Here is a 22,317-nt window from a genome sequence, read left to right as displayed (position 1 = left end):
GTTTTATGTGGTTAACGTTCTACACCATTTTTTGGTGTACGCATTAATCGATCCGATAAACGTGATCACTGTGTGACAATTTCTGGTCCCATAAATGTGTTGGGCAGGAAGGTTGAAAGCCATGGGATATAGGTGACCATGATGAGGAAAACGAACAAGACTGCCAAGAATGGAAGCGATGCCTTCACGACCCGCATCATCGGCATACCTGCCACCCCTGAGGTCACAAATATGTTGAGCCCGACCGGGGGCGTAATCATTCCGATTTCCATGTTCACGACCATGATGATGCCAAGGTGAATGGGGTCAATCCCCAGTTGAATCGCGATAGGGAACACCAAGGGGGCAACGATAACCAGTAAGCCTGACGGTTCCATAAACTGACCACCAATCAACAGGATCACGTTGACAACAATGAGAAAGACAACCGGACCAAACCCTGCAGATAACATTGACTCCGCTATCTGTTGTGGGATTTGCTCATCCGTCAGCACATGCTTCAGGATCAGCGCGTTCGCAATGACGAAAAGCAATGTCACTGCCAGCTTGCCGCCTTCAAACAGCGTTTTTTGTGTGTCTTTGTGGAAAAGGGCCGTGATTAAGGTCTGTGGTTTCTTCCAGACACTGTCGCCGCTTTCAGCCAATGGCCCCATATCTTTATAAATGAACGTCGCGATGAAATAGGCATAAACGGCAGCAACGGCTGCGGCTTCTGTTGGGGTGAAAATACCGCCATAGATACCACCGAGAATGATAACGATCAGGAATAAGCCCCACCCCGCTTCTCGTGCTGAATCAAAAACTTCTTTCCAACCCTTCCATTCTCCTTTTGGAAGGTCTTTCACTTTGGCAATCACGTAAATGGTGAGCATCAACATGAAACCCGCTAACAATCCAGGAATAACACCTGCCAAGAACATACGGCCAACTGACACCTCCACTGACGCGGCATAAACAACCATGACGATGGAAGGCGGGATCAAAATACCCAATGTCCCCGCGTTGCAGATAACGCCAGCAGCAAAGTCTTTTGAATAACCCACCTGACGCATCGCAACAATCACAATGGAGCCAATGGCAACAACGGTAGAAGGCGATGAACCTGAAAGTGCAGCAAACAACATACAGGCAAAAACACCCGCAATGGCTAGACCGCCTGGCAAATGACCCACACAGGCGATAGAGAAGCGGATAATGCGTTGGGCAACGCCCCCTGTCGTCATAAAGGACGAGGCGAGAATAAAGAATGGGATTGCTAGAAGGGTGTAATGGCCTTCAAAGGCCGAAAACAGTGTTTGCCCAACAGAGGCCAGCGAGCTGTCTGAAAACCAGAGCAGGAACAGAATTGAGGACATTCCCAGTGAGACGGCGATCGGTACACCGACAAGCAGAAGCCCAATTATCAAAATAAATAGTAATGCGACGTCCATTAGTCTGCTTTCCCCACTTGTTCGCGAATTTCTTCAAGTTCATCTTCCACTTCATGGCTCGCAATAATGCGGTCCGTTTTACCCGTCCAGATCATCCAAAATGCTTGGCAAAAGCGCACCAAGAGGAGAAACATGGAAAGAGGTAATATCAAGTAAGGAATAAAGCGTGGGATTTTTTCATAGGGTTCGCCTTCATTGAAAATGTCGGCCAACCATGCAAAGGTTTCCGGCATGGGAATGTCATTTACTTCATACCACCCTTTTTCTCTGAATTTATCTTCAAACCCTGTGGGGAACCAGCGCCCCTCAGTAGCGGGTAAGTTGGCAAAGTTAGCCCAATAATCCCAACTACCCTTCAAGAGCAAAAAGGCAAAACCAATACAGGTAAATGCAGCAAACAGACCCAGTGCTCTTCTTACTTTTTCGGGGAATAAATTGATGAGAACATCGACGCCAAGGTGTGCTCCTTTTTTGACGGCGTAAGATGCGCCAAGCAGAACTAACCAGGCGAAGAGAAAGACTGTGAGCTCTAGGGCCCACAAGATATTCGAATTAAATACATATCGTGCAATAACATTGGCGAATGTCAGCGCTGTCATTAGACCTAAAATGCCAGCGATAACTTTTTCTTCGACAACGTCTGTAAAACTGGATTCTGTTTTCATCACAGTACTCCTGAAAAAGACAGGGGGAGTCCTAGGACTCCCCCTTAAATCGAAGACTAATATTTGGCGTTGATTTGTTGGGCGGTATCAATACTGTCCTGACCAACGTCTTTCGCAAATTGTGTCCAAACTGGCTTCATGATATCGACCCATTCTTGGCGTTGCGCCTCAGTCAGTTGACGGACTTCTTCTCCGGTATTCAACACGTGCTGGCGGGCAGCTTGGTTGACTTTAAAGCTCTCAGAATTCCTTTGGTCGGTGACTTCCTGCAGGATTTGCAAGAACTGATCGCGCGTTCCTTCATCAAGGCTATCTAACCAGTCAACGGATGCCACAACGAGGTAATCGAGAACGCCATGGTTGGTTTCAGTGATGCCGTCTTGCACTTCAAAAAATTTCTTACCGTAGATGTTTGACCAAGAGTTCTCCTGACCATCAACTACGCCTTGTTGAAGGGCGCCATACACTTCAGAGAACGCCATTTTCTGAGGAGATCCCCCGATAGCTTTCATTTGCGCGACTAGCACGTCAGATGACATAACACGGAATTTTAGGCCGTCAGCATCTGTGGGGGTGATAAGCGGTTTATTCGCTGACATCTGTTTCATGCCGTTGTGCCAGAATGTTAGGCCTTGAAGACCACGGCGTTGCATGCTGTCTTTGAGCTTTTGACCCGTTTCAGAGGATTGAAACTCATCCACTGCCTCAATGTTCTTAAACATGAATGGCAGATCAAAGATGCGGAATTTTTTTGTGAATTTTTCAAACTTTGAAAGGGAAGGGGCAGCAAGCTGGACGTCACCTTGCAAGAGCGCTTCCAATACTTTGTCGTCATTGACCAAGGTAGAATTCGGAAAGACCTTCATGCAGGCTATGCCGTTCATTTCTTCATTGACACGCTTTTCTAACAAGGACGCTGTGATGCCTTTTGGGTGACGGTCTGTGTTGGTTACGTGTGAGAATTTAATGACAGTTTCGCCACTGTCACATTCTGCAAATGCGTCTGTTGCACCTAAAGAAAGCGTACCTGCGACGAGTGCGAAGATAAATGTTCTTTTCATTTTGACCTCCCTGGTCATTTCTCAACAATCAACGTTGGCCTCTAGGTCAGAGGCCGGATTCTGTTTGGAGACATCTCAAAAGTAGCAACAGGGAGAGAGAACGTTAAGTCGTTTAAACTGTTCAGTTATTACGAATAATAACCACCTATAGTTTTGTTATTGTTGTTAGTGTCGAAGATAGTAACAAAGGCAAAAATATGTTTGATGGCTTCACGGAAGAATATGTAAATACAGCAGACGTCCGACTATTTGTGCGTCGGGGAGGACTGAAATCTGCCCCCCCATTGGTTTTGCTGCATGGTTATCCGCAAACCTCTGCAATGTGGCACTTGGTTGCTCCTCTTCTCTCTGACTTTTATCAGGTTATTTGCCCAGACCTTCGCGGCTACGGGCGCTCGGACAAACCAGAGACTGATGATCAACACCTGACGTATTCCAAGCGTGCGATGGCCAATGACATTGTGCAGCTCATGGTTGAATTGGGGCATGATGAATTTTATGTCGGTGCCCATGATCGTGGGGCTCGGGTTGCGCACCGTTTAGCGCTGGATCACCCAGATAAAGTCAAGGCAATGGTTCTTCTTGATATTGCGCCAACACGGGAAATGTATGCCCATGCGGACAGTCAATTTGCTAAGGCATATTGGCATTGGTATTTCCTCACACAGAGTGATCCCTTCCCTGAAACATTGATCGGAAATGATCCTGAAACTTTCTGGAAACTGAAATGTTTCAATCAGGCGGGTGGGGATAATCCGTTTGCACCTGAAGCATTGGCTGAATACCTCGCAGCATTTAATGACCCTGCAGCAATTCATGCGAGCTGCGAGGATTATCGCGCTGCCGCAACGATCGATATCGATCATGACAATGAAGATGACGGACGGAAGCTCAGTGTTCCCACTGAAGTGCTCTGGGCAAAACATGGCGTCATTGAACGTTGTTTTGATGCAATGGATCTTTGGGATAAACGAGCGTCTCACATCAGTGGTCGCGCCGTTGATGCCACGCATTATATGGCAGAAGAGATGCCCCAAGAGATTGCCGATAGTTTCATTTCTTTCTTCAATCAATTTTCAAATGAGCGAAAGGACATCGCACAATGAATAAAACCCTGTATGACAAACTGGTTGACGTCCATACCGTATGTGAACTGCCCGATGGCGACTTACTGGTCTATGTCGATTTTCACATTATGAATGAATACACCAGCCCACAAGCCTTTTCGGGACTCACTACCAAACATATTGGTGTGCGTAAACCCGAAGCGCACCTCGCTGTTGTTGATCATGTCAATGCGACGAAGAGCCGGGAACATCATGATGAAGCGTCAAAACTGCTGATCGAAAATCTAGAAAAGAACTGTAAAGGCCATGACATCGCGTTTTATGGACTGGGTGATCCTCGTCAGGGCATTGAGCATATCGTTGTTCCTGAGCAAGGATTGGTTGCGCCAGGAATGCTTATCGCCTGTGGTGACAGTCATACCACGACATATGGTGCGTACGGTGCGCTAGGTTTCGGCATTGGTACGTCGGAAGTGGAACATGTGCTTGCCACGCAAACGCTTAGATACAAGCGATTGAAAACCATGCAGGTAGATATCGTTGGTAAAACTCAGCCAGGCGTTACTGGCAAAGATATCATCATGCATGTGGTGAAAGTCATTGGTGCTGGTGGTGCAAATGGCTATGCCGTTGAATTTTCAGGTGCTGCAATCCGTGATTTGGAAATGGCCGGTCGGATGACAGTGTGTAACATGGCCGTAGAGCTAGGTGCACGTGCAGCATTGATTGCAGCGGACGAGAAGTCTTATGAGGCGGCCAATGGAAAACCGCAAGGCGCTAACCTTAAATATGATTCTGAAGAATGGTCTTCTGATTGCGGTGCTGAATTTGACAAACATGTCACCATTGATGCCTCTGACATTTCCCCGTTGGTGACATGGGGAACAAGCCCAGACCAATCTGTTTCTGTCAGTGGAACTGTTCCCACAGAAGATGATATGCCAACACCCAAGGCGAAAGCTGGCCTTAAGCGCGCGCTTGAATATATGGGGTTAACGCCGGGTCAGAAGGTCAGTGATATCGAGATCAATACCGCCTTTATCGGATCATGTACCAATAGCCGAATTGAAGACCTTCGCAGTGCGGCTGCGGTTGTTAAAGGACGTCAGGTTGCGAAGGGGGTAGAGGCCATTGTTATTCCCGGCTCTGCATTAACACGTTTTAATGCAGAAACAGAAGGCTTGGATAAAATTTTCATTGATGCAGGGTTTGACTGGCGACCAGAAAGTGGATGCTCCATGTGTCTGGCCATGAACAATGATATCGCCAGAGATGGCGAGCGCATTGCTTCATCCACCAACCGAAACTTTGAAGGCAGGCAAGGGCGCGGTGCTCGCACCCATTTGATGGATCCAGCTTTGGTGGCAGCCTCCGCGATTGCAGGGCGTTTAGTGGATGTTAAAACGTTAGAAGAAATGGGTGAGTGAGATGAATATTAAAGGACAAACCGCGCCTCTACCGATGGCAAATGTAGATACCGACGTCATCATGCCCAAGCGTTTTTTGATCACCATTACTCGTGAAGGACTCGCAGACGGAGCATTTGCTGATTTGCGTTTTGATGATAACGGTGCCCGTCGTCCTGAATTTGTCTTAAATAAACCGGAATGGAAGAATGCGTCGATCTTGATTGTGGGCGATAACTTTGGTTGCGGGTCTAGTCGTGAACATGCGGTGTGGGGAATGATGCAACTGGGGGTTAAGGCCATTATCGGCACCGAGTTTGCCGGCATTTTCTACGACAATGCGCGTAAAAACGGCTTGGCTTTGCCAATGGTAACGGCTGAGGAACGTGACAAATTGATTGAAATGGCTTCTAATTCAGAAGGTTACGATATTGAAGTTGATATTGCTTCCCTCAAGATCATAGGTAAAAACGTGAATATTGATTTCACCATGGATCCAGCAACTCAGCGAGGGTTGATCGAAGGTCGTGATGATACGTTGGATACGCTGAAATTGGTGTCAGACATTCAAGCCTATGAAGCAAAGCTGAATGACAATCAGCATGTCAGCGTTCAACAATAAATAGGTATACGGGATAGGTGGGACTATTGGATATTAGGCAATTAGAGTGTTTTGTGGCTGTTGCTGAAGAGCTACATTTTCGCCGCGCTGGCGAACGTCTTGGGCTAAGCCAATCAGCGCTGTCTGAACGTGTTGCTGCACTGGAATACGAAATTGGCGCACCGCTGTTTTTCCGTACCACGCGACAAGTCAGCCTGACGCAAGTAGGTGCGGGCTTTCTTGGCGATGCCAAACGTATTTTGAATGATGTTGAAACGTCACTTTCTAAAGCAAAGCACAACGTTGGGGCTGCGTTAAAAAACATTAGAGTGAGTGGTGTAGATGAAGCTATCTCGATGATTTTACCCCGAGCATTGCTCGAGTTTAGGAAAACAAACCCAGATGTTCATGTACAGGTATTAGAGATTTCATCTTCTGATAAACATACACAAGAACTGGTTAATCATCGCACCGATATTGCTTTCGTCCGCACACCACCCGATGACGAATATATCACCAGTGAGTTGCTTCAACGCCAAGAGGTGATGGTTGTTTTATCGAATAGCAACCCTCTGTCAAAAGCAAAGTCACTTAAGACAACCGATTTGGTTGATGAAGCATTTGTTGGTTACCCCAAACATGCGCGACCTATTCTTCACAATATGTTGTGGCACAATTTTCGTAAAATTGGCGTTCAGCCAAAAGTCACCTGCGAAATAATCGATAAATCGACCATGCTTCAGTTTGTCATCAATGGCCTCGGTATTGCTTTGACCCCTGCATGGGTTAAAAGTATTGCACCAAAAGGCGTCTCCTTCGTTCCATTTGATGCTGATGACGAAAAAATCGAGCTGTATGTCGCCTATCGAAAAGCGAGTAACTCGCCAACAATCGAAGATTTTTTGAAGGCGGTAAAAGTCGTGATCTGATTTAAGCTGTTCACTGAATCCTTTGCTCAAATTTGCCGCTAGCAACCTTGGGTATATTTATTCTGCGTTTGGTTGGGTTGGTTTTTAACGGTGATTCACCGTCGAGCGAAAAAGGCATGGATTTCCACGACTGTGGTGTAGATGCTTACCCTGAGTTTGTGAGCGTGAAATAATACTACTCAGTTATAAGACACAAACCGTTACAAATTTCGACAGCTAAAAAGCCCCACATCGAAGCGATGTGGGGCTTTTTTCATCTATCTGAAAAAGCGAGTATTGCGTACAAACCCGTAACATGTATACTAACGATACTGATAAACGTTCTCATTACAGTTTCGGTTTAGGAAGGGAAGAAAATGAAAAAATTGTTGTCAGCATCTGCGTTGGTGCTTGGAGTTGTAGGTACTAGTGGTGTTGCGAATGCTGCGGAAGAAGTGAATGTATATTCTTACCGCCAACCATTTTTGATTGAACCGATGCTAAACGAGTTCACCAAGGAAACCGGCATTAAAGTAAACGTGAAGTTTGCGAAAAAAGGCATGGCGGAGAAGGTTGAACAAGAAGGTGAATACAGCCCTGCTGACGTTCTGCTGACCGTTGATATCTCACGCCTGATGGAGCTAGTAAATAAAGATTTGGTTCAACCTGTTGATAGCAAAATCATTGATGAGAACGTCCCTTCACAATACCGTGACAGTGAAGACCGTTGGGTTGCACTGACCACGCGTTCACGTTCTGTTTACTCTTCACGTGACCGTGTTGGTAAATTGGGCGACGATTTCGACTACATGGATCTTGCAAAGCCTGAGTGGAAAGGAAAAATCTGTACACGCTCTGGTAAGCATCCGTACAATGTATCGTTAGTTTCTGCTGTTATCGCAAACCACGGTGAAGCAGAAGCAAAAGCTTGGTTGGAAGGCGTAAAAGCTAACCTAGCACGTAAGCCGCAAGGCAATGACCGTGGCCAAGTGAAAGCAATCTCTGAAGGCTTGTGTGACGTGTCACTGGGCAACAGCTACTACCTAGGTAAGATGCTGGCAGATGAAGAGCAAAAAACATGGGCTGACAGCGTATACCTGAACTACCCGGGCAAAAATGCGAACGGTACTCACGTAAACATCAGCGGCATGGCAATGGCGAAATACGCGCCGAACAAAGACAACGCGCAAAAACTGATGGAGTTTTTGACGTCAGACGTAGCACAGCAAATGTACGCGGAAGTGAACTTCGAAGAGCCAGTTAAGCCGGGCGTTGCACGCTCTGAGCTTGTTGCTTCTTGGGGTGAATACACTGCGGACGATTTGCCGCTAGAAACTATTGCAGAGAATCACACCAAGGCGATGAAGCTTCTTGATGAAGTGAAGTTCGACCTGTAATCGCTTCATTCTGCAATAGTAAGGGGGAATCTGATTCCCCCTTATGCTATCTGACGCCATGATGTAGTAGGCAATGTTAGAACAGAACCGATTTTTAAAAACCAGTAGCTGGGTGTTTTCCCTGCTGCTGGTTTTGCCGATTTTAGCGATCTTCTATACCGCGGTTGGCGAAAGTGATGATGTGTTTGGTCACCTGATGTCTACGGTGATGGGAACGTACACGCTAAATACTGTCCTGCTCGTTGCAGGCACCGTCTTTTTATCCCTGTTGATGGGCATTCCTTCTGCTTGGCTCATGGCCAACTATAGCATTCCAGGTGACCGTTGGTTGCAATGGGCGCTTGTTTTACCGCTCGCCATGCCGGGGTATATCGTCGGGTATATCTATACTGATTGGTTTGACTATGCGGGGCCGATTCAACTCTTCTTGCGTGATGTCACTGGATGGACGAGCGCGACACAATATTGGTTCCCCGATCTTCGTACCCTTCCTGGGGCGTCTTTTGTTCTGGCTTTAGTCTTGCACCCTTATGTTTACCTGCTTGCACGTGCTGCGTTCATGGAGCAAAACCTGACGCTGACGCAATCTGCACGCTTGCTCGGCTGCTCGCCAATGCAAAGCTTCATGCGCGTGTCACTCCCGCTGGCGAGACCTGCCATTGCGGTTGGCGCTTCGTTAGTGGCGATGGAAGCCTTAGGGGATTTCGGCACCGTGAATTACTTTGCGGTGAGTACGCTCACCACCGCGGTTTATGATACGTGGCTTGGCTATTCCAACCTGAACGCTGCGGCGAAGATCTCTGCCATCATGCTGGTGGTGATATTCCTGTTGATCAGCAGTGAGCGATACAGTCGCCGCAAGCAGAAACTCTTTAGTCAAAACGTCAGCGCCGACAAAATTGCCAAAGCGCCGCTCCAGGGGAAGTACAAAGTGCTCGCCACCCTTTGGTGCTGGGGACTTTTCGCTATCGCGTTTCTTGCGCCACTTGGTCAATTACTGATTTATGCGTGGGACTATCACTCGTCGAGTTCGATTGAAGACTTCATCCAATACAGTTTTAACAGCTTGTATGTGTCTTCCATTGCCGCCGTGATCGCACTGGCGATTGCGCTGTTGGTGAATTTCTACCGCCGTTTCTCAGCAACGCCTGCCAGCAATGTGCCTTTGCGCATGTCTTCATTGGGCTATGCCGTTCCCGGTACTGTGCTTGCAATTGGTGTGTTGATTTCACTGACCAGCATCGACCACGCCATCAATGATGTGGCGAAAGCCATGGATTGGGGAAGGCCGGGGCTGCTGTTCTCTGGCACCATGTTTGCCTTGCTGACAGCGTTTGTCGTGCGTTTCAGTGCTGTTGCAATTGGCAGTGTTGAATCGAGCCTTGCGAAGGTGTCACCGTCTTTGGATATGGCGGCCCGTACCATGGGGTGCAATGCGAAAAGCATCATTAAGCGTGTTCAATTACCGTTGATTCGTCGCGGTTGTTTGATTGCGATGTTGCTGGTGTTTATCGAATCAATGAAAGAGCTAAACGCGGCCTTGTTGCTGCGTCCGTTTAACTTCGAGACATTGGCGACATACGTTTTTAACTATGCATCTGATGAACATCTGGAATACGCGGCGCTGCCTGCTATATTGTTGGTCGTTGTGGGGCTGATTCCACTTATCATGATTAACCGTTCTTTGGAGCAAAGCCACTCATGAGTAATGCGCTTTCCGTCAGTGATTTGATTTGTCGTTATAACGGTCAAGCCGTGCTGAGCGATCTCTCGCTGAACGTTGAAAAAGGCGAGATTGTCTGCCTTCTAGGGGCGAGCGGCTGTGGTAAAACCACGCTACTAAAAGCGATTGCTGGTTTACTGCCGCTTGATGGCGGCAAGATGAGTATTAATGGTCGAACGATCATTGATGAGAAGTGCAATGTGCCGCCAGAACTTCGTAACGTCGGCATGATTTTTCAAGACTATGCATTGTTCCCGCACCTTACCGTGGGCGAGAACGTTGCGTTTGGTCTAACGGGGTGGGATAAAGCGCGCGTTACCGCTCGCGTGAAAGAAATGCTGTCGCTGGTAAAACTTGATGGCTTAGAAAAACGTTATCCTCATCAGCTATCAGGCGGCCAACAACAGCGCGTCGCGATCGCAAGAGCATTGGCCAGTGAGCCAGATTTGTTGCTGTTGGACGAGCCTTTCTCGAACATCGACACCCAAGTGCGCCACAGTTTGATCCAAGAAATCCGTAAGATTTTTAAGCAGCAAGGTGTCACTGCAATATTCGTTACGCACAGCCGTGAAGAGGCCTTCGCCTTCGCAGATAAGCTGGCGGTAATGAACCAAGGCGTGATTGAACAATACGGCAGCGCGACAGATCTTTACTATCGCCCAAGCAGCCGTTTTGTCGCCGATTTCCTCGGCCACGGCTCTTACGTGCCTGTGTCTTTGAATGATAACGAAAGCATGACAACGCCGTTGGGTGAGTGGCCGGTTGAGCAAAAAGCCAATGGTCACGCGCTAGAATGGTTGATTCGCCCTCAGAATCTGACCATCCTGCCTGATGACGCAGGTGATGGCGTGGTCGCTGAAGCCCAATTTATGGGGGATAGCTGCAGGTATTTAGTGGAAGTAAATGGCCAAACCTTGATGGTGTATTCCAATCAGTTGCTGGATACGGGGGACAAAGTAAAACTGGATATTCGCCCTCATCCTCCCATCTTGTTTAGCGTTGAATAACCCTGAATTCGAAGAAGAAAAAACCGGCGATTTCGCCGGTTTTTTGTATTTCAACACTGAAAACTACGAGCACAACATATCGATGTAGCTCTCAGCTTGGCGAGCCAATGCCTCTTTATCTGGTTGCTGATGCGTTTGCAGATAAAGGATGTAGCAAATGCCATCGAACATACGCGCCAACTCAAGTGGCGTATGTGTCGTTTCAAGCTCGTTTGACTCAATGCCTTGGGCAAATAAGCTTGTGAAGCGATCAAGTACCACGTTTTTGCCTTGCACAAAGTTCGGCCAAATGTCTTCGCGAATGGATGTGCTCCACTCAAACCAGACTTTTAGCCAATCTTTATCTTCCAAAGCTGCATCAATGAGCTGCAAAGCAACATGAGAAAGCGCACTTCTAACATCTTGATACTCGACGCTGGTGCTTTCGAGGATTAATTGGTGAAATTCGCGTTCTGCTTCATTCAGAACAGCATCAACCAACTCTTCGCGGGTGGAGAAATAATTAAAGACGGTTGCCACCGATACATGCGCCATGTCTGCGATGTCAGCGTGTCCAGCTCGACCAATTCCTCGTTTAGAGAACGATTCCAAGGCGAACTTTAATAGCTGTTCTTTTCGCTGTTCGGGCGATAATCGGGTACGGGTACGTCCACTTGAAGTAGCCATCCTAGCTCCTGCCAACTTTACGGTAACTGAGTGTTTTTGCTTTGATTTTTATTTGAATGCACATGTAAATGTACATGTGTGTGTAAAGTGTACAACAGCAACTGGTTGCTTAACAATGTCACCCCCGACGTTATGCGACGAAATTTTGACAATTTTCGAGAGTAGGATCGTAGATTGCTCAGTGATAGAATGTCCGACCTCAGTGACACAGGTAGTTAGACGGGAATACCGTCGAGGTTGATAATGAAACATACCGTAGAAGTAATGATTTCAGAGCAAGAAGTACAACAACGCGTAAAAGCGTTGGGCGTTGAAATCACAGAGCATTACAAAGACTCCAATGATTTGGTCATGGTTGGCCTATTGCGTGGTTCATTTGTGTTTATGGCTGACCTTTGTCGTGCCATTGACTTACCGCACGCTGTCGACTTTATGACTGCATCAAGCTACGGCAATACGATGGAAAGCAGCCGCGATGTGCGTATCCTGAAAGATCTGGATGACGACATCAAAGGCAAAGACATCTTGCTGGTTGAAGACATTATCGATACCGGTAATACGCTGGATAAAGTGCGCGAGATTTTGTCGCTGCGCGAACCTAACTCTATCCGCATTTGTACCCTGCTGGACAAGCCAGAGCGTCGAGAAGTTGACGTTCCTGTTGATTGGTATGGTTTCAAAATCCCTGACGAATTCGTTGTGGGTGTGGGTATCGATTATGCGCAGAAGTATCGTCATCTGCCATTTATCGGCAAAGTTGTGCCACTAGAAGATTGATTCTGGCGTGTCATTACGCGGTGGTTTCGGCTTCTCGCTGACGACGACCGATGCAATGACAAACTTACCGATACAAAAAAGCGACCATGATGGTCGCTTTTTTTATGTCTGACTTTTCTGTCACTTAGTCTGCAGGTGGTACGTATTTCGACATGGCATTGTGATAGCCAGACTCGAGTGTCTCAAGGCTGTTTGACGTCATCGCGAGATCTTTTAGCACGCCATCGCTGATGTCATAAAACCAGCCGTGGATTTTGATGTCCTGACCGCGATCCCATGCGTTTTTCAAAATGGTAGAGCTACCAAGGTTGTAAACTTGCTCAGCAACGTTGATTTCGCACAACAGGTTACCTTGCTCTTCCAAGCTAAACGGGCTGAGGTATTTACTGTGTTTACGGTACAAATCACTGATGTGAAGTAACCAGTTATTAATCAGACCCAAGTTGGGATTTTCGATAGAAGCGTGGACACCGCCGCAACGGTAGTGACCACATATAATGATGTGTTTAACGCGAAGAACATCGACGGCATACTGCACCACAGACAGGCAGTTTAAGTCTGTGTGAATGACCTGATTGGCGACGTTTCGATGCACGAAAAGTTCACCTGAATCCAGCCCAGTCAGGCGCTCCGCGGGTACGCGGCTATCCGAACAACCAATCCAAAGATACTCAGGATGCTGAGATTTCGCGAGGTCTGCAAAATACTCTGGATTGTCTTCCTTGATGGTTTTCGACCATTTCTGGTTGTTTGCTAAAAGCTGCTTAATCTGTCCCATTGCGCCCCCAAAAGCTCTAACTGGCGGAACACTATACACCACTAAAGATCATGATTAGATACAATTTAACACTTCGTCCTCAATATTTTAGCTCCTCTTACCACCATTTACATTGGTATAACTAATTCGATACGTTGTTCGTTTTGATTGATAAATCTTTATAATCATTGCGCAGTTCGGTGGCTTGCCGAAAAAGGAAGTACAACACAGGGAGCAAGTAGTGAACTTTGACCGATTTAAGCATTGGAGCCTAAAAGGCGACATTTTTGGTGGTGTGACGACCGCAATCATCTCTCTGCCATTGGCGCTGGCCTTTGGTGTGGCTTCGGGCGCGGGTGCAGAAGCAGGATTGTGGGGGGCAATATTAGTTGGCTTATTCGCGGCCTTATTTGGCGGCTCATCCTCACTGATTTCAGAGCCCACAGGCCCGATGACAGTGATCATGACGGCGGTATTAACCTCCATGATGGCACGCTACCCCGAAACGGGTATGGCGATGGGGTTCACTGTGGTGATGATGGCGGGGGCGTTTCAGGTATTACTGGGCACGTTAAAGCTCGGGAAATACGTCACTCTGATGCCCTATAGCGTCATATCTGGCTTTATGTCAGGTATCGGCGTGATACTGATATTGCTACAGATAAGCCCGTTGATGGGGCACCCAGCGCCAGCTGGGGGAGTAATAGGAACGCTACAAGCCTTCCCTGATACCGTGTCGAACTTGAGCTTTAAAGAACTCTTTCTGGGTGTACTCACCCTCGCCATTCTTTTCTATTTTCCTCAAAAGTACCGTCGCTATGTGCCTGCGCAGCTCGTCGCATTGGTGTTGGTGACGCTGCTTTCGCTATTGATTTTTGACCTCGACAGCATTCGACGCATTGGTGAAATTCCAACGGGATTGCCGTCATTGGTGTTGCCAACCTTCACACCTGAAATGCTCACTACCATGGTCATCGATGCGTTGGTGTTGGGGACCTTGGGGTGTATTGATACCTTGTTAACCGCGGTCATTGCCGATTCATTGACCCGTGAAGAACACAACTCAGACAAAGAGCTGCGCGGGCAGGGTATCGCAAACATGGTGTCAGGTTTGTTTGGCGCATTACCCGGTGCAGGCGCAACCATGGGCACCGTGGTCAACGTGCAAGTGGGGGCGCGTTCGCCCTTAGCGGGCATTGTGCGCGCGCTGATTCTTGCGGCTGTCGTGTTGGTGGCGGGCTTCTTAACCGCGCCTATTCCGATGGCCGTGCTGGCAGGTATTGCGCTGTATGTGGGGATCAACATTCTCGATTGGAGTTTCCTGCAGCGCGCCCACAAGGTGAGCAAGCATCAAACCGCCATTATGTACGGCGTGATGATCTTGACCGTCTTTGTGGATTTGATTGTGGCCGTGGGATTGGGCGTCTTTATTTCAAACATTATTGTGATTGAGCGTTTGAGCCGCGAGCAGGCAAAGCAAGTACGTGCAATCAGTGATGCGGACGATGATGATGTGCCTCTTTCTGAAGACGAGCGCGCTTTATTGGATGAGTCTGATGGAAAGGTATTGTTTTTCTATCTGTCAGGCCCGATGATCTTCAGCGTTTCGAAAGCGATTTCGCGTCAACACGCGAAGATCGGCGAATACCGCGTCATGATCCTCGATTTGAGCGATGTACCGCTCATCGACATGACCGTAGGGTTGGCGCTTGAAAACGCCATTAAAGATGCACGAGAAGCGAACTGTACTGTCTTCTTGTTATGCCCTCATCAGCAAACCAAAGAACAATTAGAAAGGCTTCATGTTGGAGATTGGATCAGCGATCCACATGTCTTCGACTCGCGTCATGATGCATTACATGCAGCGAAACGGCTCACTGAGGTGCTGCCTTAAACACATATTCAGGGAATTATGAAAGCAATCGAAATCGACAATCTGGTCAAAGTGTATGGCACAGATGTAAAAGCACTGAAAGGGGTTTCTCTTTCGGTGCAGCAAGGGGATTTCTACGCCTTGCTTGGCCCCAACGGGGCGGGGAAATCTACCACTATCGGCATCATTAGCTCCTTGGTGAACAAGACATCAGGAAAGGTAAAGATCTTTGGCTATGACATCGATACCGATCTTGTTGAGGCCAAAAAGCAGCTCGGCTTGGTGCCGCAAGAGTTTAACTTCAACCAATACGAGAAGGTGGAGCACATCCTGCTCAACCAAGCCGGTTACTATGGAGTTGAGCGTGCTGAAGCCAAAGTGCGTGCGAAGAAATACCTGTCGTTGTTGGATTTGTGGGACAAGCGCGATGAACCCTCTCGCACTCTCTCTGGCGGGATGAAACGTCGATTGATGATCGCGCGTGCGCTAATGCATGAACCGAAACTCCTTATTCTTGATGAGCCAACAGCGGGTGTGGATATCGAATTACGCCGCTCAATGTGGACGTTTTTGAAAGACATCAACGAACAAGGCATCACCATTATTCTTACCACCCATTACTTAGAAGAAGCGGAAATGCTGTGTCGAAACATCGGTATCATTAACCGTGGGGAATTGGTGGAAGACACGTCGATGAAAGCGCTGCTGAAGAAGTTGGATGTGGAAACGTTCGTGTTAGATCTTGCACCAGACAGCAAGGTGACAAACCTTGAAAGCGTAAAATGGCAGCAAGTGGATGACCACACGTTAGAAGTGGAAGTGCACAAAGACACTGGGTTGAATACGGTGTTTACGCAGCTGTCTGAGCAAGGTGTTCAAGTGCTTTCTATGCGCAATAAAGCCAACCGATTGGAAGAGCTCTTCGTGAATCTTGTGCGTAACAGCGAGGGGGCATCAGCATGAACAAGGCCTACTGGGTTGCTTTTAAAAGCCTCCTAATAAAAGAAATCACGCGCTACAGTCGAATTTGGGTGCAAACCCTCGTGCCGCCAGCCATTACCATGACGTTGTACTTCGTTATTTTCGGTAATCTTATTGGTAGCCGTATCGGTGAGATGGGCGGTTTTAGCTACATGGCGTACATCGTGCCGGGGTTGATCATGATGTCAGTGATCACCAACTCATACTCCAACGTGGCTTCGTCATTCTTTAGCACCAAAATGCAGCGTAATATTGAAGAGTTGATGGTGGCACCTGTGCCGAACTACATCATCATCGCGGGCTATGTGGGCGGTGGTGTGAGCCGTGGTTTGGCGGTAGGGCTTATTGTTTCTGTGGTATCGATGTTCTTTGTCGATTTACACATTGCACACTTGAGCGTGATTATCGCGACCGTGTTGCTCACGTCGATTTTGTTTTCACTCGGCGGCTTGATCAACGCGGTGTATGCAAAAACATTTGATGATATCAGCATCATTCCAACGTTTATCCTGACGCCATTGACCTACCTAGGGGGCGTGTTCTATTCGTTATCTCTGTTGCCTGAGTTTTGGCAGGGCGTGTCGAAGCTGAACCCGATTGTTTATATGGTCAATGCGTTCCGTTATGGCTTTCTTGGCGTGTCGGATGTCAGCATCGTGACGTCGTTCTCGGTACTGGTTGCGTTTATCGTGATGCTGTATTCGGTCGCTTGGTATTTGATCAGCCGTGGTATTGGATTACGCACCTAACGGCGGCACTTTTCGCCTCAGAATCAAATCTCTTTGAAACAAAAAAACCGCCAGTGGCGGTTTTTTTATGCAGACAAAAAGCAGGCATCAATGTACTTGGTGCTTACTCTTCACTGTTCTCTTCAACTTGAGCGGCAGTCAGTTCAACCATTAAGTTATCAATCAAACGCACTTGACCTAGCTTCACAGATGCGAGGATAACGGCTTTTGATGTGTGCTCGGTAACAGGCTGTAGCGAGTGAGCATCACGAATGAAAATCTCATCAGGCTCAAGCCCTGCAGCGCGCAGCTGATCGTTACCATCAAGCACCAATTCACTGTAATCATGACGACCACCGCGCATTTGGCTGCTGATCCAACGTAGTGTTTTCGCCAGTACGGGCGCACGCTGACGCTCGTCTACCGTCAAACGTGAGTTTCGGCTGCTCATCGCAAGGCCGTCCATTTCGCGAACAGTTGGCACAGGGATGATGGTAATCGGTAGCGCCAAATCTGCCACCATCTTGTTGATCACAGCAAGCTGCTGGAAATCTTTTTCGCCAAACAGAGCAACATCAGGTTGAACGATGTTGAACAGCTTGCTGACAACCGTCGCAACGCCTTTGAAGTGGCCAGGACGAGATGCACCTTCAAGGATGTTTGAAAGCGTAGGGACTTCAACTGAAACGTGGTTATCCAAGCCTTGTGGGTACATGATGTCAGCGTTTGGTGTAAAGAGCACGTCAACCGCTTCTGCATTCAGTTTGGCCGTATCTTCTTCCAAGGTACGAGGGTACGCCACAAGGTCGTCGTTTTTATCAAACTGCATTGGGTTAACGAAAATGCTAACGACAACAATGTCCGCGTTTTCACGCGCCTTTCTAACAAGGGTCAAATGCCCATCGTGAAGGTGTCCCATGGTCGGAACAAATGCGATTCGCTGCCCCTCGCGACGCCATTGAAGGATCTGGTCACGTAGTGGAGCAATCTCAGCGATCACTTGCATAATTTCAGCATTCCTTAATTAAACGTCTGCTCTGGGCCAGGAAACTCGCCAGTTGCAACTTCTTCGATATAGCGTGTAACGGCTTGACGTAAGTCACCCGTTTGCGCGAGGTAGTTTTTTGAAAAACGTGGAATGTAGTTCGCCGAAATACCAAACATGTCATGCATCACAAGGATTTGGCCATCGGTAGCATTACCTGCGCCGATACCAATAACCGGTACGCGAACCGCGTCAGTAATGCGTGCTGCGAGTGCTTTGGGTACGCACTCAAGCAAAATAATTTGTGCGCCTGCCGCTTCAAGGGTAAGGGCATCTTGCAGCATCTGCTCTGCTTGCTCTTCGCTACGACCTTGTACTTTAAAGCCGCCGAAAATATTGACCGACTGTGGCGTTAGGCCAAGGTGGGCACAAACAGGCACCGCGCGTTGTGTCAGCGTGGTAATGGTTTCTGCTAACCAGCGTCCGCCTTCTACCTTCACCATGTTAGCACCGGCTTTCATTAGCACGGCTGCATTTTCACAGGCTTGTTCTGGGGTAGAGAAAGACATAAATGGCATATCAGCCATCAGCAGACAGTTTGGACTTCCTGCACGCACGCTGCGCGTGTGGTAGGCAATTTCTTCAATCGAGACTGACAGCGTGTCACTCTTGCCTTGAAGCACCATACCTAAAGAATCGCCAACCAGCAGGAGTGGCATTTCTTGTTGTTCGAAAAGCTGCGCAAAACTCGCATCGTATGCGGTTGCAGTAGCAAATTTACGCCCTTCCTGCTTCCATGCCATTAAGGTGTTTATCGTAATCTTTTTCATCTTGTCTCCCAAACCCTGCTTACTGTCTGAAAGGCGGTTTCGCCTTGTGGTCACGCGATAGCGGTAAGGCCGTTTCTATCAACGACGGCCACTAAATCGGTGACTGCACTCCCATCGGGCAGATGTAAGTCAGGGGCAATTTCGGCGAGAGGGTAAAGCACGAACTCTCGCACTTTCATCCCGTAGTGTGGAACGGTCAACCGTTCACTGTTTATTTGCAGGTCACCAAAGAGGAGGATATCCAAATCCAACGTCCTTGGTCCCCAGCGCTCGTCCTTACGCTCACGACCAAACTCCAGCTCAATGCGCTGTGTCTGATCAAGAAGATCTAACGGTTCGAGCAAAGTGTCAACAATTGCGACTGCATTAACGTAATCTGGCTGGTCTGAAGGCCCCATTGGTTTGCTGCTATACAGCGAGGAACAACAGACAAATTGTGTGTTCGGTAGCTGCTTTAACGCAGCAATGGCCAAGGAGGCTTTTTCTACCGGATTGCCAAGATTACTGCCAATCGCAATGTAAACACGGATCATGATTCTTGGTTCGACTGAGGTTTACGACGACGTGGTTTCGCTTTGCGACGACGGCGTACCTTCTTCGTAGAACTGGCTTTGTTCAGCACTTGAACCATGTCGTTGCGACCATCACGGTCTGCGCGTTGGAAGTCATTCCACCATTGCGCCAACTCACTCAACTGGCCGCCTTCAACCTTGCCACGCATATCAAGGAAATCGTACGCTGCACGAAACTTTTGTTGTTCCAGCAGTTTGTATGCACGGGTTCCTGAGCGGCGGCTTAGGCGAAGCTGCAATTGCCAAATGTCGCGGATCATCGCGGTAAAGCGACGAGGGATGGCAATCGACTTCACTTGTTCATCAAGGATGTCGTTTGCCGCGACCATAAAGGCGTCGTAGTAGCTAAGACCACTTTCGAAGGCGATTTCTTCCGCGCGCGTTTCCAATGGGTACCAAAGCATTGCCGCATACATGAATGCAGGGTTAATGCGTTGTTGGGTGGCGACGCGGTTATCTGTTGATTTCAGCACGAGCGCCATCATCTGCTCACACTTGCTGTTGCGATCTTCCGTGAAGTGCTCTTCTAAGATCGGGAACAACGGTGAAAACAGGTTGTACTCTCGTAGCATGACGTAGGTGTCATAGCCGTGACCTGATTGAAGCAGTTTAAGGCTTTCTTCAAACAGACGGGCTGACGGAATATCACGCAGCAAATGGGCCAGCGCTGGAATAGGTGCGGCAGTGGCTGCATTGATTTCCATGTCGAGTTTCGCGGCAAAACGCACAGCACGCAGCATGCGCACTGGGTCTTCGCGATAACGTGTTTCAGGATCACCAATAAGACGGATCACGCGATTTTTAAGGTCTTCCACACCGCCTGCGTAATCACGAACAGAGAAATCATCAATGTTGTAATAAAGGGCATTCACGGTGAAATCGCGGCGCTGGGCATCTTCGTCGATGGAGCCATAGACGTTATCGCGGAGCAGCATGCCATCATTTGATTGTGATTGGCTCGCGTTTTTCTCGCCTTTGTTTTCGCTTTTTTCACCGGAATGGTGACCGCGGAAGGTAGCGACTTCAATGACGTCGCGACCAAATAGAATGTGTGCCAAGCGGAAACGACGGCCAACGAGGCGGCAATTGCGGAACAATTTGCGCACTTCATCAGGGGTCGCGTTAGTGGCGATATCAAAGTCTTTAGGCTCTGTTTCTAACAACAGATCGCGAACACCGCCGCCAACAAGATAGGCTTCATACCCGGCTTTATTCAGGCGATAAAGTACCTTCAGCGCATTTTCGCTGATATCTTTTCTTGATATACCGTGCTCTTGGCGAGGAATGATTTCAAGCTTCAGGTCATCGATGTCGCGCACTTTGTTGTCGCGATTCAATACCTTACGGCAAAAGCTGGTAACTCGATTAAAGATAACTCACCTCGTATGTGACAGGTCGGGCCATAAAAACGACGGCATATCATATATCACGGCCCCGTATTTTAGAAAGCTGTAATAACTTCCGTTGCTGCTGGCAGCTTCTCGATCTGCCAATTTTCTTTCCCCCAATCCAACAATGTAGGGACAGGGGCACCTTGTAATTCGGTTGGTACTGGATGGCCTAAAAAGGCCAGCGCCGCTTCAATGGCGGGGCCTGGATGCGTGTTATCAACTGCAGGCGCGTGGTTTTGCTTAGAAAGCTTATTCCCGTCAGCATTGAGTGCAAGCGGCAAGTGTAAATAGCTGACCGGTTCTGCGCCCAACTTTTGATACAAAGAGACTTGTCGCCCTGTAGGTTCAATTAAGTCTGCGCCGCGAACCACTTCTGTTACGCCTTGTGCGATGTCATCAAGCACTACGGCTAAATTATACGCGAAAAGGCCATCTCGGCGCTTAATGATAAAGTCTTCGCTTGCCATCGCGCTATCGAGGCGAATGACGCCGTGACGTACGTCAACGAACTCAGTGATGGGATTATCAATACAAACGCGCACTGCCGCTTCTTCTGACGGCAACGCAAGGTGTCGACAGGTGCCCGAATAGACACCACCAGATTCCTTGATTTGTTTGCGAGTGCACTGGCAGTAGTAGGCGTCGCCTGATTTTAACCACGCATCAATTTGCGCTTGATAAGCATCGCTGCGGGTGTGTTGGTAAAGCACATCACCGTCCCAGTGCAATCCAAAGGCATCAAGCGTTTTCAAGATGGCATCAGATGCTCCCGCGATTTCACGTGGTGGGTCAATATCTTCAATGCGAACCAGCCATTGACCTTGATGAGCACGTGCTTGAAGGTAGCTGCCAAGCGCGGCAACGAGTGAGCCGAAATGAAGCGGGCCAGATGGCGAAGGGGCAAATCGCCCAATGTAGTGCGTGTTTGTCATAACCAAGGTTTACGTGTTTGTCTGGACACTGAATTTTTACCTGAAACGAAAAAGGAAAAAGGGAGCCAAAGCTCCCTTTTTGCCATTATTCGCTGGAAAGCGTAAGCCTTAGCCGGCCATTTGCTTTTCTTTGATTTCTGCGAGCGTTTTGCAGTCAATGCAAAGATCAGCAGTTGGGCGCGCTTCAAGACGGCGAACGCCAATCTCAACACCACAAGAATCACAGAAACCAAAATCGTCATCTTCTAAACGTTGTAGGGTTTTTGCGATCTTTTTGATCAGCTTGCGTTCACGGTCACGGTTGCGTAGTTCAAGGCTGAATTCTTCTTCCTGAGCTGCGCGGTCTACAGGATCTGGGAAGTTTGCGGCTTCGTCCTGCATGTGGTGAACGGTGCGATCGACTTCTTCACGAAGTTGGTTGCGCCACGCTTCAAGGATCTTACGGAAATGATCAACTTGCTGATCATTCATGTACTCCTCGCCAGCCTTTTCTTGGTAAGGTTCTAACCCGGCGGTAGCCAGGATGCCCAGCGATTTTTTTACTTTGCTTTCTGGCATGT

General features: G+C 48.2%; 22 protein-coding genes. 11 read left to right on the top strand and 11 right to left on the bottom strand.

Going from position 1 to position 22,317, the window contains the following annotated elements; genetic code table 11:
- Window positions 1-65 precede the first annotated feature (65 nt).
- From EQP46_RS14955 to EQP46_RS14945, 3 genes are read right to left on the bottom strand one after another with little or no spacing between them, the layout of a single operon-like run.
- On the bottom strand, window positions 66-1,430 hold the full coding sequence (locus tag EQP46_RS14955) for a TRAP transporter large permease (RefSeq protein ID WP_102396143.1): 1,365 nt from the start codon (window positions 1,428-1,430) through the stop codon (window positions 66-68).
- On the bottom strand, window positions 1,430-2,095 hold the full coding sequence (locus tag EQP46_RS14950; protein WP_129494420.1) for a TRAP transporter small permease: 666 nt from the start codon (window positions 2,093-2,095) through the stop codon (window positions 1,430-1,432). The genes EQP46_RS14955 and EQP46_RS14950 overlap by 1 nt, the downstream gene beginning before the upstream one ends.
- A 56-nt stretch (window positions 2,096-2,151) precedes the next feature.
- A complete protein-coding gene (locus tag EQP46_RS14945; protein WP_129494419.1) occupies window positions 2,152-3,156 on the bottom strand; it encodes a DctP family TRAP transporter solute-binding subunit in 1,005 nt (334 codons plus the stop codon).
- 197 nt (window positions 3,157-3,353) lie between these two features.
- Here EQP46_RS14945 and EQP46_RS14940 point away from each other — a divergent pair, with 197 nt between their 5' ends.
- The 7 genes from EQP46_RS14940 to EQP46_RS14910 all read left to right on the top strand — a co-directional run bounded on the left by EQP46_RS14940 (window position 3,354) and on the right by EQP46_RS14910 (window position 11,265).
- The gene (locus tag EQP46_RS14940) at window positions 3,354-4,262 is read left to right on the top strand and encodes an alpha/beta fold hydrolase (protein ID WP_129494418.1); all 909 of its coding nucleotides are present in this window, start codon (window positions 3,354-3,356) and stop codon (window positions 4,260-4,262) included.
- Window positions 4,259-5,650 (top strand): 3-isopropylmalate dehydratase large subunit, encoded by a 1,392-nt coding sequence (gene leuC, locus EQP46_RS14935; RefSeq protein ID WP_129494417.1) that lies wholly within the window; start codon window positions 4,259-4,261, stop codon window positions 5,648-5,650. Before EQP46_RS14940 ends, leuC begins: the two co-directional genes overlap by 4 nt.
- A 1-nt stretch (window position 5,651) precedes the next feature.
- Window positions 5,652-6,251, top strand: coding sequence for a 3-isopropylmalate dehydratase small subunit (gene leuD / locus EQP46_RS14930; protein ID WP_129494416.1), 600 nt, complete (start codon window positions 5,652-5,654; stop codon window positions 6,249-6,251).
- A 26-nt stretch (window positions 6,252-6,277) separates the two neighbouring features.
- Window positions 6,278-7,159 carry a LysR family transcriptional regulator gene (locus EQP46_RS14925; RefSeq protein WP_129494415.1) on the top strand — a complete coding sequence of 294 codons (882 nt, stop codon included), beginning with the start codon at window positions 6,278-6,280 and terminating at the stop codon, window positions 7,157-7,159.
- A gap of 356 nt (window positions 7,160-7,515) precedes the next feature.
- Window positions 7,516-8,535, top strand: coding sequence for a Fe(3+) ABC transporter substrate-binding protein (locus tag EQP46_RS14920; protein WP_129494414.1), 1,020 nt, complete (start codon window positions 7,516-7,518; stop codon window positions 8,533-8,535).
- 73 nt (window positions 8,536-8,608) lie between these two features.
- Window positions 8,609-10,240 carry an ABC transporter permease gene (locus EQP46_RS14915; protein WP_129494413.1) on the top strand — a complete coding sequence of 544 codons (1,632 nt, stop codon included), beginning with the start codon at window positions 8,609-8,611 and terminating at the stop codon, window positions 10,238-10,240.
- Window positions 10,237-11,265: an ABC transporter ATP-binding protein gene (locus EQP46_RS14910; RefSeq protein ID WP_129494412.1), complete on the top strand. Its 1,029-nt coding sequence runs from the start codon at window positions 10,237-10,239 to the stop codon at window positions 11,263-11,265. The genes EQP46_RS14915 and EQP46_RS14910 overlap by 4 nt, the downstream gene beginning before the upstream one ends.
- Before the next feature lie 63 nt (window positions 11,266-11,328).
- Here the strand turns inward: EQP46_RS14910 and EQP46_RS14905 are convergent, their stop codons facing one another.
- Window positions 11,329-11,931 (bottom strand): TetR/AcrR family transcriptional regulator, encoded by a 603-nt coding sequence (locus EQP46_RS14905; RefSeq protein ID WP_129494411.1) that lies wholly within the window; start codon window positions 11,929-11,931, stop codon window positions 11,329-11,331.
- A 243-nt stretch (window positions 11,932-12,174) separates the two neighbouring features.
- On the opposite strand from EQP46_RS14905, the gene hpt reads away from it, so the two are divergent.
- On the top strand, window positions 12,175-12,708 hold the full coding sequence (hpt, locus tag EQP46_RS14900) for a hypoxanthine phosphoribosyltransferase (protein ID WP_129494410.1): 534 nt from the start codon (window positions 12,175-12,177) through the stop codon (window positions 12,706-12,708).
- A 124-nt stretch (window positions 12,709-12,832) separates the two neighbouring features.
- On the opposite strand, the gene can is transcribed toward hpt, so the two are convergent.
- Window positions 12,833-13,486, bottom strand: coding sequence for a carbonate dehydratase (gene can / locus EQP46_RS14895; RefSeq protein WP_129494409.1), 654 nt, complete (start codon window positions 13,484-13,486; stop codon window positions 12,833-12,835).
- Between the two features lie 220 nt (window positions 13,487-13,706).
- Between can and EQP46_RS14890 the strand changes: the two genes are divergently transcribed.
- Genes EQP46_RS14890 through EQP46_RS14880 form a run of 3 tightly spaced genes read left to right on the top strand, consistent with a single transcriptional unit; the run spans window position 13,707 to window position 17,068 of the window.
- The gene (locus EQP46_RS14890) at window positions 13,707-15,359 is read left to right on the top strand and encodes a SulP family inorganic anion transporter (protein ID WP_129494408.1); all 1,653 of its coding nucleotides are present in this window, start codon (window positions 13,707-13,709) and stop codon (window positions 15,357-15,359) included.
- A gap of 18 nt (window positions 15,360-15,377) precedes the next feature.
- Entirely contained in the window at window positions 15,378-16,301 is a 924-nt protein-coding gene (locus EQP46_RS14885) for an ABC transporter ATP-binding protein (protein WP_129494407.1), read from the top strand.
- Complete coding sequence (locus EQP46_RS14880; protein ID WP_129494406.1) at window positions 16,298-17,068, top strand: ABC transporter permease; 771 nt, start codon at window positions 16,298-16,300, stop codon at window positions 17,066-17,068. The genes EQP46_RS14885 and EQP46_RS14880 overlap by 4 nt, the downstream gene beginning before the upstream one ends.
- A 103-nt stretch (window positions 17,069-17,171) precedes the next feature.
- On the opposite strand, the gene panC is transcribed toward EQP46_RS14880, so the two are convergent.
- From panC to dksA, 6 genes are all read right to left on the bottom strand, one after another.
- Window positions 17,172-18,053: a pantoate--beta-alanine ligase gene (panC, locus tag EQP46_RS14875; RefSeq protein ID WP_129494405.1), complete on the bottom strand. Its 882-nt coding sequence runs from the start codon at window positions 18,051-18,053 to the stop codon at window positions 17,172-17,174.
- Between the two features lie 14 nt (window positions 18,054-18,067).
- Complete coding sequence (gene panB, locus EQP46_RS14870) at window positions 18,068-18,862, bottom strand: 3-methyl-2-oxobutanoate hydroxymethyltransferase (protein WP_129494404.1); 795 nt, start codon at window positions 18,860-18,862, stop codon at window positions 18,068-18,070.
- A gap of 50 nt (window positions 18,863-18,912) precedes the next feature.
- Entirely contained in the window at window positions 18,913-19,395 is a 483-nt protein-coding gene (gene folK / locus EQP46_RS14865) for a 2-amino-4-hydroxy-6-hydroxymethyldihydropteridine diphosphokinase (RefSeq protein WP_129494403.1), read from the bottom strand.
- Window positions 19,392-20,807, bottom strand: coding sequence for a polynucleotide adenylyltransferase PcnB (gene pcnB / locus EQP46_RS14860; protein ID WP_129494402.1), 1,416 nt, complete (start codon window positions 20,805-20,807; stop codon window positions 19,392-19,394). Before pcnB ends, folK begins: the two co-directional genes overlap by 4 nt.
- A 68-nt stretch (window positions 20,808-20,875) precedes the next feature.
- Entirely contained in the window at window positions 20,876-21,757 is an 882-nt protein-coding gene (gluQRS, locus tag EQP46_RS14855) for a tRNA glutamyl-Q(34) synthetase GluQRS (protein WP_129494401.1), read from the bottom strand.
- 108 nt (window positions 21,758-21,865) lie between these two features.
- Window positions 21,866-22,315: an RNA polymerase-binding protein DksA gene (dksA, locus tag EQP46_RS14850; RefSeq protein ID WP_017008353.1), complete on the bottom strand. Its 450-nt coding sequence runs from the start codon at window positions 22,313-22,315 to the stop codon at window positions 21,866-21,868.
- Window positions 22,316-22,317 lie beyond the last annotated feature (2 nt).

The organism is Enterovibrio baiacu (assembly GCF_004120195.1).
GTDB classification, from domain to species: Bacteria; Pseudomonadota; Gammaproteobacteria; order Enterobacterales; family Vibrionaceae; genus Enterovibrio; species Enterovibrio baiacui.
The sequence above is the reverse complement of the archived record's forward strand: the minus strand, read 5'-3'. Positions and strand labels throughout refer to the sequence as shown.

Coding starts and splice junctions, on each gene's coding strand:
- leuD (WP_129494416.1), top strand. CDS start 5,652: ATGAATATTAAAGGACAAACCGCGCCTCTACCGATGGCAAATGTAGAT.
- EQP46_RS14940 (WP_129494418.1), top strand. CDS start 3,354: ATGTTTGATGGCTTCACGGAAGAATATGTAAATACAGCAGACGTCCGA.
- EQP46_RS14905 (WP_129494411.1), bottom strand. CDS start 11,931: ATGGCTACTTCAAGTGGACGTACCCGTACCCGATTATCGCCCGAACAG.
- EQP46_RS14950 (WP_129494420.1), bottom strand. CDS start 2,095: ATGAAAACAGAATCCAGTTTTACAGACGTTGTCGAAGAAAAAGTTATC.
- EQP46_RS14955 (WP_102396143.1), bottom strand. CDS start 1,430: ATGGACGTCGCATTACTATTTATTTTGATAATTGGGCTTCTGCTTGTC.
- panB (WP_129494404.1), bottom strand. CDS start 18,862: ATGAAAAAGATTACGATAAACACCTTAATGGCATGGAAGCAGGAAGGG.
- dksA (WP_017008353.1), bottom strand. CDS start 22,315: ATGCCAGAAAGCAAAGTAAAAAAATCGCTGGGCATCCTGGCTACCGCC.
- EQP46_RS14920 (WP_129494414.1), top strand. CDS start 7,516: ATGAAAAAATTGTTGTCAGCATCTGCGTTGGTGCTTGGAGTTGTAGGT.
- EQP46_RS14880 (WP_129494406.1), top strand. CDS start 16,298: ATGAACAAGGCCTACTGGGTTGCTTTTAAAAGCCTCCTAATAAAAGAA.
- gluQRS (WP_129494401.1), bottom strand. CDS start 21,757: ATGACAAACACGCACTACATTGGGCGATTTGCCCCTTCGCCATCTGGC.
- EQP46_RS14945 (WP_129494419.1), bottom strand. CDS start 3,156: ATGAAAAGAACATTTATCTTCGCACTCGTCGCAGGTACGCTTTCTTTA.
- EQP46_RS14885 (WP_129494407.1), top strand. CDS start 15,378: ATGAAAGCAATCGAAATCGACAATCTGGTCAAAGTGTATGGCACAGAT.
- EQP46_RS14915 (WP_129494413.1), top strand. CDS start 8,609: ATGTTAGAACAGAACCGATTTTTAAAAACCAGTAGCTGGGTGTTTTCC.
- hpt (WP_129494410.1), top strand. CDS start 12,175: ATGAAACATACCGTAGAAGTAATGATTTCAGAGCAAGAAGTACAACAA.
- EQP46_RS14910 (WP_129494412.1), top strand. CDS start 10,237: ATGAGTAATGCGCTTTCCGTCAGTGATTTGATTTGTCGTTATAACGGT.
- leuC (WP_129494417.1), top strand. CDS start 4,259: ATGAATAAAACCCTGTATGACAAACTGGTTGACGTCCATACCGTATGT.
- can (WP_129494409.1), bottom strand. CDS start 13,486: ATGGGACAGATTAAGCAGCTTTTAGCAAACAACCAGAAATGGTCGAAA.
- folK (WP_129494403.1), bottom strand. CDS start 19,395: ATGATCCGTGTTTACATTGCGATTGGCAGTAATCTTGGCAATCCGGTA.
- panC (WP_129494405.1), bottom strand. CDS start 18,053: ATGCAAGTGATCGCTGAGATTGCTCCACTACGTGACCAGATCCTTCAA.